This window comes from Williamsia maris, assembly GCF_024171815.1.
GTDB classification, from domain to species: domain Bacteria; phylum Actinomycetota; class Actinomycetes; order Mycobacteriales; family Mycobacteriaceae; genus Williamsia_A; species Williamsia_A maris.
The window spans coordinates 1167538-1180106 of record NZ_JAMTCJ010000001.1; the positions used below are offsets into that span (position 1 = coordinate 1167538).

Consider the following 12569-nt stretch of genomic DNA (forward strand, 5'->3'; position numbering starts at 1 on the left):
TCGGTGCCCATTTCGGTAGTTCTGCCCGCATACAACGAAGAAGCCGGCATCGTCTCCTGCCTGGAGCGCCTGATCCACCAGGGCGAGGCGGTCGCCGAGATCATCGTGGTGAACAACAACAGCACCGACGCCACCGCCGAGCTGGTGACCGGGATCGCGCGACGCGACAGCCGCGTGCGCATGATCGACGAGTCGAAGCCGGGGGTCTCCCACGCGCGATACGCGGGGTTCGACGCGGCCTCGCACGAGGTGATAGCCAGCATCGACTCCGACACCGAGGTCGTGTCCGGCTGGGCCGAGGCGATTGAGCAGACCTTCGCCGAGCACTCCCAGATCGCGGCGGGGGGATCGTTGATGATCATGCACGACCTACCGTTCCAGAAACATTTCCAACGCCGACAGGACCGCATCAAGCGGATGGCGGCGAGGCGGCTGGCCGACGGCAGGCACCTGCGACTGCTGGCGTTGAGCGGCGCCAACTCCGCCATCCGGCGCCACGCGTGGGAGGCGATCAAGGACCAGGTGTCCTACCGCCGTGACGTCTTCGAGGACCTCGACCGCAGCCTGCATCTGCAGGAGGCCGGGTTCGAGATCGCGCTGATACCGGGCATGGGCGCCACCGTGTCCGGCCGACGACTCCTCGCCGGGCCGCGCGAGTTCCTCAAGTACGCGGCGTGCGGCGCCCGGACGTACCGACTGCACGGGAAGACGGCGATGGCCGCGTTGGCGTGGGTCACCGGGATCGGCAACCTGGTCCGCATGACCGTCCTGCTGCCCGTCAACCGGGCCTGGGATCCGGACACCCGCACCTTCTCGCTCCGACACATGCGTTCGCACGACGAGTTCCGCGAGTCGCCGATCAAGTCCGGACTCGACTGAGTCGTCCTCGTGTCGGCGACCGCACTCAGATCGAGCGGTAGTCGCGGATCGACATCCGTGCGCCGTGCCGTTCGGCCCGGATGCCGAACATCTCGGTCAGGCGGACCACGCGATATCGCTGTCCCGCATACGGTTTCAGAAGCTCCAGCATGCCCGCGTCGTCGACCGGTCGGCCGATCAGCGTCTGCCCGACGGTCCGGCAGACGTGGTAGTCCCCGACCGGGACCACATCGGGATCGCCGAGTGCTCGACACCGGGTCTCCGACTCGGTCCACCGGCCGACTCCGCGCAACATCGTGAGCCGGGTGTGGTGGCGTTCGACGTCGAGCATCGTGGCGCCCCGGATGGTCCGCATCCGCACCGGCTCGGCGCCGCTGCGGTGCCACTCCCAACTGGGGATGTCCTGCCAATCACGCTGCGGCGGAGCAACTCTCATGTCGGGCGCACCCGGCGCCGGTGTGCCGTAGCGCATCAACAGATGCCGCCAGGCCCGAAACGCCTCCCGGCCGACGACTTTCTGTTCCAAGATCGCCGGGACCAACGCCTCCCACACGCGATCGGTGCGCCCCAGACGCACGCCCCCGGATCGTTTGATCAGCCCGGCGACCACCTCGTCCTGAGCGACGAGGGCGTCGGGGTCGTCGTCCGCGCCGAGAAGGCTCGGCAGGTGATCGAGCATCCAGGACGCCCCGGGCCCCCAGGCGTGACCGGTGACGACCCCGTCGCGACGGGTGATGGCCACCGTGCCCGGGCCGTCCGGCGTGTAGGAGGTCTTCCAGACCGAGCCGTCGGTGCGGAACCGGAACGCCGGATCGCCCGCGCCGCGGCGGTGCAGCGACAACGTCCGTCGGATGTCGAGCGGCCAGGGCGGTGTCCACGCCCTGGTCAGCTCGGCATCCATGGTGGGCCTCTCCAACAGCAGGCCTCTACGACGTCGGGCCCCTCGAACGGTCCTACAGGTTGATCATGTGGCCGATCGCTCCGTGGAACGTCTCCTGCATCGCCTCCGACAGCGTCGGGTGGGTGTGGACGTTGCGCGCCAACTCGTTGGCGGTGAGGTCCCACTTCTGCGCGAGGGTGAGCTCCGGCAGCATCTCGGCGACGTTGTCGCCGACGAGGTGCCCACCGAGGAGTTCGTCGTGCGTCGTGTCGGTGATCAGCTTGACGAAGCCGGCCGGCTCGCCGAGTCCCTGCGCCTTGCCGTTGGCGGTGAACGGGAAGGTGGTCACCTTCACGTCGTAGCCCTCGTCCTTGGCCTGGTCCTCGGTGAGACCGAACGACGCGACCTGCGGCTGACAGAACGTCGCGCGCGGCATCATCCGGTAGTCGCCGAGCGTCATGGTCTCGGCGCCCGCGATGGTCTCCGCGGCCACGACGCCCTGTGCCTCGGCCACGTGTGCGAGCTGCAGCTTGGCCGTGACGTCGCCGATGGCGTAGACGCCGTCGACGTTGGTGCGCATGTGGTCGTCGATGGCGATGGCGCCACGCTCGGTGAGCTCGACGCCGGCCTTGTCGAGACCGAAGCCGTCGACGCGGGGCGCGAAACCGACCGACATGAGGACCTTGTCGACCGTCAGCTCACCCTCTTTGTCCTTGGCGTCGGTGTACTTCACGACGACCTGCGAGCCCTGGTCGTCGATGGTGTCGACCTTGGTCGAGGTCATGATCTTGATGCCGAGCTTCTTGTACTGCTTGGCCAGCTCCTTCGAGGAGTCCTTGTCCTCGTTGGGCAGCACACGGTCGAGGAACTCGACGATGGTGACGTCGACGCCGTAGTTGGCCATCACGTAGCCGAACTCCATGCCGATGGCGCCCGCGCCGACGATGACGATCGACTTCGGCAGGTCACGGGTCAGGATCTGCGTCTCGTAGGTGACGACGTTGTCCGACAGCTCGACGCCGGGGAGCAGCTTGACCGTCGACCCGGTGTCGATGATGACGTTGTCGAAGGTGATCTCACGATCGTCGACCTTGATGGTCTTGGCGTCGGTGAACACGCCGTACCCGTCGATCTCGGTGATCTTGTTCTTCTTCATCAGGTAGTGGACGCCCTTGACGATCCCCTCGGAGACCTTCCGGCTGCGGTCGAACGCCGCGCCGTAGTCGAAGGAGACGTCTCCGGAGATACCGAAGGTCTTCGCCTGCGAATGGAAGATGTGTGCCAGCTCGGCATTGCGCAGCAACGCCTTCGACGGGATGCAGCCCACGTTCAGGCACACACCGCCCCAGTACTTCTCTTCGATGACGGCGGTCTTCTGCCCGAGTTGCGCCAGCCGGATCGCGGCGACGTACCCTCCGGGACCTGCGCCGAGGACAACTGTGTCAAAGTGTTCAGCCACGATGGTCAGCCTACGTGGCGACCCCGACTCGAGGTAGGCCGAGTGCCCCGGTGTCACGATGCCGGGCATTCCGCGCCAACCGGTCACCGACGTGGCCGAATGCCCTCGGCAGGCGCACACTCGGTCCGGTGAGCGCACTGCACGAACCGCTGACCGTCGAAACCGCCCTCGTCACAGGGCATCTCGACCTCGTCACCATCGCCGTCTGTCTTGTCGTACTTGCCGGATACTGGTGGGGGTGGCGGCGTTCGACGGTGTCGGTCGGGCGCGGCGTCGCGTTCAGCGTCCTCGGGGTCGGCATCTGGGTGGCGAGCACCTCGAGCTTCATCGGCGCATACGCCGACATCCTGTTCTGGGTCCGCGCCCTGCAGGTGGTCCTGTTGCTGCTGGTGGTCCCGTTCGGGCTCGCCGCGGGCATGCCGATCACCGTCCTGCGCGACTCCCTCGGGCCCGCGGGCACTCGCCGGTTCGATGCCGTGCTGGCGAGTCGGTTCGCGCGGGTGCTGACCTACCCGGCGGTCGCGTCGGGCCTCATCCTCGTCACACCGTGGCTGTTCTACCTCACCGGCTGGTACGAGGCGGTCCTGCGCGGGACGGCCACAGACGTCGCGACGCGGCTGCTGTTCGTCGCGGTCGGGTTCCTCTACTTCTATTCGCGTCTACAGCTCGACCCGGTGCCGCGTCGGTTCCCGCAGGTCATCTCGCTGGTCATCACCATCGTGGAGACCATCGGCGACGGTGCGCTGGGTGTGGTGATCTGGCAGGGCCACGACATCGCCCACGGCTATTACGCCGCGCTCGAGCGGACCTGGGGCCCGGCGCTGCGCACCGACCAGATCATCGGGGCCGGGGTGTTGTGGGTGCTCGGCGACGTGGTCGGGTTGCCGTTCCTGCTGACGCTCATGAGTCGGTTCACCTCCGACGAGAAGGTGCGGGCGACCGAGATCGACGCCGAACTCGACGCCGCCGACGCGGACGCGACCCCGTCCGGCACCGACCACGCCGACACCGCGGTACCCGCGCCGCCGGCACTGTGGTGGGAGGCCGACCCGGGCCTCAAGGACCGGTTCACCCGGTGAGTGGGCGGTCCCGGCGACGACACTGAGAGAATCGACCGGTGACCGACATCCACTCCGATCCCGCGGATCGCACCGCTGCCGACTCAGCCGCCGACGACCCGTACCTCTGGCTCGAAGACGTCTCCGGGGAGCGATCCCTGGACTGGGTCCGCGCGCACAACGCGCCGACGGTGGCCGCGCTCACCTCGGGCGACCGGTTCGCCGAGCTCCAGGCCTCCGCCCAGGAGGTCCTCGACACCGACGAGCGGATCCCCTATGCGCGCCGTCGCGGCGCATACCTCTACAACTTCTGGCGCGACGCCACCAACACCCGCGGACTCTGGCGTCGGACGGATCTGGAGTCCTATCGCACCGAGGTCCCCGTGTGGGACGTCCTCGTCGACCTCGACCAGCTCGCCGAGTCCGAGGACGAGAACTGGGTGTGGCAGAGCGCGTCGGTCCTGCGACCCGACTACGACCGCGCCCTGATCTCGCTGTCCCGCGGCGGCGCGGACGCCGCGGTGGTCCGTGAGTTCGACCTCGTCACGCGAACATGGGTCGACGCCGAATCCAACGGTTTCGCATTGTCGGAGAACAAGTCCGACGTCAGCTGGATCGACCGCGACACCGTGTTCGTCGGGACCGACTTCGGCGTCCACACCGACGGCCTGGCCTCGCTGACCGATTCGGGATACCCGCGGGTGGTCAAACGGTGGACCCGTGGAACCCCGTTGGAGGCGGCCGAGACGGTCTTCGCCGGAGACGTCGCCGACGTCGCGGTCCAGGTGGGTCACGATCACACGCCCGGCTTCGAACGCGACTTCCTGGTGCGCGCCACCGACTTCTTCCACCAGGAGATGGTCGAACTGCGTCCCGACGGCGAGGTCGAGATCCCGGTCCCGACCGACGCGCACACCATGATCCGATGCGAGTGGTTGTTCGTCCTGACCCGGTCGGACTGGGAGCACGGCGGCGTCACCCACCCGACGGGCACCCTGGTCGTCTTCGACTACGACGACTTCGTCGGCAGCGGCGACGCGCCCGGCGAGGTCCTGTTCCGCCCCGACGAGCACACCAGCCTGCAGGACGTGCAGTTCACCCGGTCGCACCTCGTGCTGGTCACGTTGCGCGACGTGCAGACCCACGTGCACCTGCGCGACATCGGCGACGGGTGGACCGAGTCGACCATCGCAGGCCTGCCCGAGTTGGCGACGATCTCCGTCCTCGACACCGACCCGGATGTGAGCGACGAGATCTTCCTGTCGGCCAGCAGCTTCACCACCCCGCCGAGCCTGCTGCACGGTACGACAACCGACGGGGTGTCGGTGCTCAAGCAGACACCGGCCTTCTTCGACGCCGAATCCATCTCGGCCACCCAGTTTTTCGTCTCCTCCGACGACGGCACCCCGATCCCCTACTTCGTCGTCAAGCGCGACGACGTCAGCACCGGCCCCACCCTGCTCTACGGGTACGGCGGCTTCGAGAACTCGATGACCCCCGGCTACTCAGCCATCTCCGCCCGTAGCTGGATCACCCGCGGTGGGATCTACGTGATCGCGAACATCCGCGGCGGCGGCGAGTACGGCCCGTCCTGGCACACCCAGGCGATCAAGGCCGGCCGACACCTCGTGTACGAGGACTTCGCCTCGGTGGCCAGGGATCTCGTCGCGCGCGGACTGACGACGCCCGCACAGCTCGCCGCGCAGGGCGGGTCGAACGGCGGTCTGCTGATGGGCGTCATGGCGACCTCGTACCCGGAGTTGTTTGGTGCGTTGGTCTGCCAGGTCCCGCTGCTCGACATGCGTAGGTACCACCTGTTGCTCGCCGGCGCGTCGTGGGTCGCCGAGTACGGGAACCCCGACGACCCGGCCGAATGGGAGTTCATCTCGGCGTACTCGCCCTACCAACGCGTGCGACGGGAGGCGACCTACCCCGCCCTGCTGGTGACGACGTCCACGCGCGACGACCGCGTCCACCCCGGACACGCCCGCAAGTTCACCGCCCGACTCGAGGAGTACGGGCACACCGTGTCGTACTACGAGAACATCGAGGGTGGCCACGGCGGCGCGGCCGACAACAAGCAGGCCGCGTTCAAATCGGCACTCGCGTACGAGTTCCTGTGGCAGACCGTGGGCGGAGCGAACGCCTGACCGAGGCGGGTCAGCGCGCCTGACGACGCTCGAAGATCAGCGACACCAGGATCCCGAGCGCCACGGCCACGACCCCCGCGCCACCGACGACCAACGCGGTGGTGTGGAAGTCGGCCACGGCCTTGTCGATGATCAGTTCGGCGACCCGACGCGGTGAGTTCTCGGCGCCGGCGACCTCATCCCGGGCACGGCTGCGCATCAGCGCCCCGAGCAACCAGCTGACCGCGGCAGCGGCCACCACACCGACACCCAGGGCGGCCAGGGTGAAGCCGCGACGACGGGCGATCACGAGCGCGAGGAGCGCGGCGATCGCGGCTACCGCAGCCGCCCCGAACCCGACCTGTGTGATGCGGTCGCCGATGGCGCGATAACGACCGGCCTCCAGGCCGCTGCGCTGCGACTCGCTCAGCGCCACCTCGATCTGCCCGTCGACCCGGACGCCGGAGAGTCCGTACCCCTTGAGGACACGGTTGACCATCGGCGTCAGGTTGAGCTCCATGATGCCGTTGCGCTGCGCCTCGGTGGTCGGTTCGGTGAACAACCAATCATGTTGCTGGCCCAGGACATCGGCGAAGTCGGCCGGGAACTGATCGCTGCGGGTGTAGGCGCGCGTCGCCGGCTCGACGATCGACGACGGGACCACCCCCGACGCCTGGTCGGAGATCTGCACCGCGAGTTCGTCGGCGATCAGGTCCTGGATGGCACGGTCGGTGGCCATGGGTTCGACGAACGACGTGAAGCCGGCCGGATCGACCACCCGATAGTGCGCCCACAGCGACGGCACCGCGCAGACCACTGCGATCGTCGCGATCAGGGTGAGCAGGCCCGCGCCGAGAGTTCGCACCCGTTCAGGCTACCGATGCGGTCGGTCCGGGTTCGCCTCCCGGTGTTGACGGTAGCGTCGGAGCCGTGATCGTCTGGATCAACGGCACCCACGGCGCAGGCAAGACGACGACCGGCGCCGTCTTGTCGACGTTGATACCGAACTCTCGGGTGCTCGATGCCGAGAAGGTGGGCGTGACCCTGATGGACATCACACCCGGGCTACCCGCGACAGACAACTTCCAACACTGGCCCCCGTGGCGATCGCTGGTGGTGGAGACCGCGCATCACGTGCTCGCGTATACGGGTGGTGTCCTGATCATGTCCATGACGATTCTTGTTCAGCAGTACTGGAACGAGATCAGCACGGGTATCACCGACCACGGGATCCCGTTGCGCCATTTCGTGCTCCATGCCGACCCCGGAACACTGCGCGGACGAATCATGAGCGACACCGCGATGGGCCCCTCGTCGTTCCGTCTGCGGTACCTCGATGCCTACGCAGATGCAGCCGAGACGTGGCTCCACGACGCTGCCGAGGTGATCGACACCTCCCACCGAGATCCTCGGAGCGTCGCTCGCGGCATCGCGGACGCCGTGTCCTAGGACGTGACGGGCCGACTCCGCGGCCATCGGTCGAGTTGTCCACAACCTGGTTTCAGAGACTGTCGGGTGTCAGACCCCCGCATTAGAATCGAACACATGATCGAAGGGGGCTGGTCCGGGGTACCGGCGGCGACGGTCGGATTGCTCGCCGAGCCGATCGGTGCGCCGGTCAACGACCTCCTGCTGGACATGAAACACGCGGCGGCGGGTCTGTCGTATCTCGAGTGGGTGCGGTTCCACCGGGCCGCGGAGTTGTACACGCAGTTGGTGGCGCCGGACGAGGCGAACGACAAGCGACGGCTGGATGCGTTGTCGCGGTGCGCGACCCGGATCGCGGTCGTACACGCCATCCCGCAGGCCACTGCGGAACGTCTGCTGGACACCTCGGTCGCGCTCCGCGACCGGTTGCCGACCGTGAGTGACTGCCTACGGGACGGACTGATCACGGCCCGACAGGTCACGACGATCGTCGAACGCACCGATCTCGTCCTCGACCCGGACCTGCAGTCGTCGGTCGATGCGGACATCGCGGCCACACTGCGCCGAGGCGGGTCATGGTCGACGCCCCGGATGCGCGACATGATCGACCGCATCGTGTTCCGAGTGGACCCGGCCGCCGTCCGAGCCCGACGAGCACGGGCCCGCGACGCGCGGGGGTACTGGTTCGAACGCGGCGAGGACGGGATGGCGACCGTCACCTCGTCGATGACGGCCGAGAACGCGATCGCCCTCACGCGGCGGATCGCGCTGCTGGCCTCGTGCGTGTGCCGCAACGACCCGCGGACGAAGCAGGCCCGGGGCAGCGACGCCCTGTTCTGCCTCGCGATGGGCGTCGCCTGGGAATGCCAGTGTGGCGGCACGGACTGCGATGCACCCACCGTGCCCGAGCCGAGCGCGCCCGCATCGAGGGACGTGCCGGGCGCGTCGGGGACGACCACCGTCATCCACGTCCTGTGTGACCTCGAGACCGCGGCCGGCGACGGCGAGCACCCCGGGTTCATCGACGGCTACGGCGTCGTCTCCGCTGACCATGTGCGGGACATGATGTCGGAGCCCGGGACCAAGATCCGGCCGATCGGCGCCGACGACGCACCCTTCCCGTCGACTCGACCCAGCGATCCGTACCGTCCGTCGACCGCCCTGGACACCGTCATCCGCGCTCGTGGTCTGTACTGCGACATCCCCGGCTGCAACCAGCCGGCGTGGCGCTGCGACCTCGACCACACCGACGAGTACGACCACGAGAACCCGGAGCGCGGTGGCCAGACCACTCCGGCCGGACTGGGCCCCAAGTGCCGGTTCCACCACAACATGAAGACGTTCAGCGACTTCCTCGACACCCTGGTCATCGGCGATGACGGTCGCGCGGAGACCAGCATCATCACCCCCGAGGGGCTGATCGTGCCCGGGCCGGCGTTCACCGGCGACGACCTGTTCCCGTCGCTGCGCGACATCCGATTCGAACAACCCACCCACGCTCCGCCGCCCACGGAAGACGAACCGGATCGCGAACCCACCAGACGCCGAGCCCGCCTGGAGGAGAAGCACGCCCGCCGACGGAACGCACGCGTCACCAACCAGCAGGCGATCGAGGACGCGGCGGCGGCGGCCGAGACAGCCGCAGCCGAGTTCGAGGCAAAGGTGGCCGACGACCCGTACGGCATCTACGACCTCGGACGGGTCGCCTCGTCCGAGACCCGCCCCGCCGACTACGGGTTCGACGACGACAGCGAACCGCCCTTCTGAGCGGTAAGCGGAAGCCGAGCGGGCGTTATTCGCCGATGAGGCTCTTCGCGCGTCCGACGATCAGCGGATCCGGGGTGGCGACGATGGATTCGTCCTTGCCGTCGTAGGCGAACAGGCTCAGGACATGACGCATCGCGTTGACGCGTGCACGCTTCTTGTCGTTGCTCTTCACCACCGTCCACGGGGCGAAATCGGTGTCGGTGTGGGAGAACATCTCCTCTTTGGCGGCCGTGTACTTGTCCCACTTGTCCAGGGACGCCAAGTCCATCGGCGACAACTTCCACTGCCGCACCGGATCGACCTGACGGATTGCAAAGCGGGTGCGCTGCTCCAACGCGGTCACCGAGAACCAGAACTTCACCAGGTGGATGCCGTCGTCGATCAGCATCTTCTCGAAGAGCGGGACCTGCCGGACGAAACGCTCGTGCTCGGCGTCGGTGCAGAACCCCATCACCCGCTCGACGCCGGTGCGGTTGTACCAGGACCGGTCGAGCAGGACGAGTTCCCCCGCGGCGGGCAGGTGCTTGACGTAGCGCTGGAAGTACCACTGGGTGGACTCCCGCTCGGACGGCTTCTCCAGGGCGACGACCCGCGCACCACGCGGGTTGAGGTGCTCCATGAACCGTTTGATCGTGCCGCCCTTGCCCGCGGCGTCGCGCCCCTCGAACAACAGGACAACCCGCGCGCCGGTCTCCTTCGTCCAGTTCTGCAGCTTGAGCAGCTCGATCTGCAGGAGCCGCTTCTCCATCTCGTAGTCGGCGCGCGACATGCGCTCGTCGTACGGATAGTCCTCGCGCCACGTGTCGACCACCGCATGGTCGGACTTCAGGATCAGCCGCGGATCGTCGTCGTCGGTGTCGTCGACGGAGAAACCCGACGTGTCCGCGAGGTCGACGATGTCGGCGAGCTGCTCGCGACCGATCGACGTGCTGAGATCGACGATGTCGGTGACGGGCGCCAGGTAATGATCCTTGAGTTCACTCACTGCTACACGCTAGAACGTCGTCGGTACGGACACATGGCCTGCAGGTGAACGAACGGGGCCTCGACTCGGTCGGCAGCGGGTCAGCGCACGTTGGTGAAGTACGTCCGACCGGTGCCGAAGCAGTAGGTGCCCGTGGTGGTGTCGTAGGCCGCGGCCGCACCACCCGAGCAGCGCACGCCGCCGGCGCCGGAGAACGCGTTGCCGCCGATGCCCGCGACGGCGATCGAGGTGCCGCCGAGGCGTGCCTGCGAGACCGCGATCCCGCCCGGTCCGGTGGTGACCGAGTAGCTCGTGCCACCGGAATCAGCGCCCGACAGCGCACTGGACTTCGGCGCGGTGTTGTACGAGTTGGCCCGACCGTTGCGCTGCGCCGAGGCGACGGCGGTGCCGACACCACTGCGGTCCTCGGCGTGGGCGCGGCTCGGGGTCAGCGCCCGCGCGCCGCAGCCGCCGGTGCCGACCACGCGGTTGACCTGCTGGCCGTTGACCGCGTCGCACACGAGCGGAGCGGCCGGTGCGCCGCCCGCACCGATCAGGGAGGTGAGGGCCACCGCGGACGAACCGATGAAAGCCACTGCGACGCCGCGCAGAGCAGACCGACGATCAACACGAAACATGGTGCACCTCAAATGATTTTCTCTTCGCAGCGAACAGACAGACAACTATTTCGTCTGCCGAATGATCGCTAGCGTACTACCAGCGACTGCGGTTTCGAGCGCGACGCGTGCAACGGTCCGATCACGAACTCCCGAGCCGGGACGCGGCGCTACGAACTACGACGCTTCGCCTCGGCGATGAGTCCCTTTTTGGCGGTGTCGACCGCCTTCTTCTGGGCCTGCTTGACGATCATCCCGGGGAGCTTGATCTTCAGGTCGGCCTCGAGCTCGAACGCGACATGCGCACCGCCGTTCTTCTCGGTGACGGTGTACTTGCCCTTCTGCGACGACAGCTGATCGGCCTCCACCAGCTCCCAGGAGCACGAGTTGTCGGTCCAGGTGTAGTCGAGCACCTCGTTGTCGGTCAGTCCGGCCATGCTGACGGCGACCTTGACCCGCTTCGGGGAACCGTCGGAATGCGTCTCGACGATCTCGGCGCTCTTGTGCGGACCCGACCAATCGGGCAACGCCTCCACATCGAGCAAGATCTCCATGATCACCGACGGCGCGACGTCGACATCGAATTCGGTTTCTCCACTGACAGCCATGCCGCGAAGTTACCCGACGTCACCGGCGCGGGGTGACGCTATTCGCGCTCTTCGAGACGCAGCAACCTATTCGCGCTCTTCGAGACGCAGCAACCTATTCGCGCTCTTCGAGACGCAGCGGCCAGGCCTCGTCCGGGATCTCGTGGATCGAGCACGGCCGATCGGCCGCGGTGAACCATCCGCGGAAGTGCATGATCTCGCCCAGGGTCACGTTGCGTACCGTCGCGTCGAGCCGGAACCGCTGCGCCTCGTCGTCCCACTCCTCCACGTAGCGCATCGACGTCGCGAACAGCCCGCGCATGCCCATGCGCAACCCGCGACTGAGCATCCGCATCGGCTCGCTCTCCAGGATCAGCGATCCGCCCGGCCCGACCCGCGGGGTGAGCGGGATCAGCAGGTCGGGACCGTCGCCGAAGTAGTCGATCAGACCGGTCGACCCGTTCACCAGCAGGGAATGCAGACGCTGCTCGCCGTTGGAGTACGCGAACCGACGGATGACGGCCAGGCACTCGCGGCCACGCTCGTCGCGATAGCAATAGTTGTCCATGAAGAACGGGACCAGGCGACTCGTCGTCGTCGGCATGACGTTGCGCTTGCGGAAGAAGCGCAGCACCGGCGGCGTGAGCTTCGACGTGCAGAAGACGGATTCGACCATGCCGCTGGTCATCTGGGCGACACCGGACGTCGAGTCCACCCCGTACCGCCACTGCACGTTGGGGTGGAGCTTCTCGAAGTCGCTGCCGAGCGCCGCGCGATAGACCGGAGTCATGGTCTCGACGC

Annotated in this window: 12 protein-coding genes; 5 read left to right on the forward strand and 7 right to left on the reverse strand. The window is 67.5% G+C overall.

From position 1 onward, the window contains the following. The first annotated feature begins 3 nt into the window (after window positions 1-3). Window positions 4-879, forward strand: a complete 876-nt coding sequence (locus tag LX13_RS05530; RefSeq protein WP_253660274.1) for a glycosyltransferase family 2 protein — start codon at window positions 4-6, stop codon at window positions 877-879. 25 nt (window positions 880-904) lie between these two features. On the opposite strand, the gene LX13_RS05535 is transcribed toward LX13_RS05530, so the two are convergent. Continuing rightward, window positions 905-1780, reverse strand: a complete 876-nt coding sequence (locus LX13_RS05535) for a DNA-3-methyladenine glycosylase family protein (RefSeq protein WP_253660275.1) — start codon at window positions 1778-1780, stop codon at window positions 905-907. A 52-nt stretch (window positions 1781-1832) separates the two neighbouring features. Then, on the reverse strand, window positions 1833-3218 hold the full coding sequence (lpdA, locus tag LX13_RS05540; RefSeq protein WP_253660276.1) for a dihydrolipoyl dehydrogenase: 1386 nt from the start codon (window positions 3216-3218) through the stop codon (window positions 1833-1835). A gap of 128 nt (window positions 3219-3346) precedes the next feature. Between lpdA and LX13_RS05545 the strand changes: the two genes are divergently transcribed. Beyond that, on the forward strand, window positions 3347-4297 hold the full coding sequence (locus LX13_RS05545) for a cytochrome c oxidase assembly protein (RefSeq protein WP_253660277.1): 951 nt from the start codon (window positions 3347-3349) through the stop codon (window positions 4295-4297). A 38-nt stretch (window positions 4298-4335) separates the two neighbouring features. After that, the gene (locus LX13_RS05550; RefSeq protein ID WP_253660278.1) at window positions 4336-6426 is read left to right on the forward strand and encodes a prolyl oligopeptidase family serine peptidase; all 2091 of its coding nucleotides are present in this window, start codon (window positions 4336-4338) and stop codon (window positions 6424-6426) included. Between the two features lie 10 nt (window positions 6427-6436). Here the strand turns inward: LX13_RS05550 and LX13_RS05555 are convergent, their stop codons facing one another. After that, a complete protein-coding gene (locus LX13_RS05555) occupies window positions 6437-7270 on the reverse strand; it encodes a hypothetical protein (protein ID WP_253660279.1) in 834 nt (277 codons plus the stop codon). Window positions 7271-7335: 65 nt separating this feature from the next. Between LX13_RS05555 and LX13_RS05560 the strand changes: the two genes are divergently transcribed. Further along, a complete protein-coding gene (locus tag LX13_RS05560) occupies window positions 7336-7854 on the forward strand; it encodes an ATP-binding protein (RefSeq protein ID WP_253660280.1) in 519 nt (172 codons plus the stop codon). A 96-nt stretch (window positions 7855-7950) separates the two neighbouring features. After that, window positions 7951-9600 carry an HNH endonuclease signature motif containing protein gene (locus LX13_RS05565; RefSeq protein ID WP_253660281.1) on the forward strand — a complete coding sequence of 550 codons (1650 nt, stop codon included), beginning with the start codon at window positions 7951-7953 and terminating at the stop codon, window positions 9598-9600. Between the two features lie 25 nt (window positions 9601-9625). Here the strand turns inward: LX13_RS05565 and ppk2 are convergent, their stop codons facing one another. The 4 genes from ppk2 to LX13_RS05585 all read right to left on the reverse strand — a co-directional run bounded on the left by ppk2 (window position 9626) and on the right by LX13_RS05585 (window position 12558). Further along, the gene (ppk2, locus tag LX13_RS05570) at window positions 9626-10585 is read right to left on the reverse strand and encodes a polyphosphate kinase 2 (protein WP_372499830.1); all 960 of its coding nucleotides are present in this window, start codon (window positions 10583-10585) and stop codon (window positions 9626-9628) included. 80 nt (window positions 10586-10665) lie between these two features. Beyond that, the gene (locus LX13_RS05575; RefSeq protein ID WP_253660282.1) at window positions 10666-11202 is read right to left on the reverse strand and encodes a DUF6764 family protein; all 537 of its coding nucleotides are present in this window, start codon (window positions 11200-11202) and stop codon (window positions 10666-10668) included. Window positions 11203-11351: 149 nt separating this feature from the next. After that, on the reverse strand, window positions 11352-11789 hold the full coding sequence (locus LX13_RS05580; RefSeq protein WP_188486019.1) for an SRPBCC family protein: 438 nt from the start codon (window positions 11787-11789) through the stop codon (window positions 11352-11354). A gap of 94 nt (window positions 11790-11883) precedes the next feature. Further along, window positions 11884-12558 carry a DUF4166 domain-containing protein gene (locus tag LX13_RS05585; protein ID WP_253660283.1) on the reverse strand — a complete coding sequence of 225 codons (675 nt, stop codon included), beginning with the start codon at window positions 12556-12558 and terminating at the stop codon, window positions 11884-11886. Window positions 12559-12569: the final 11 nt, after the last annotated feature.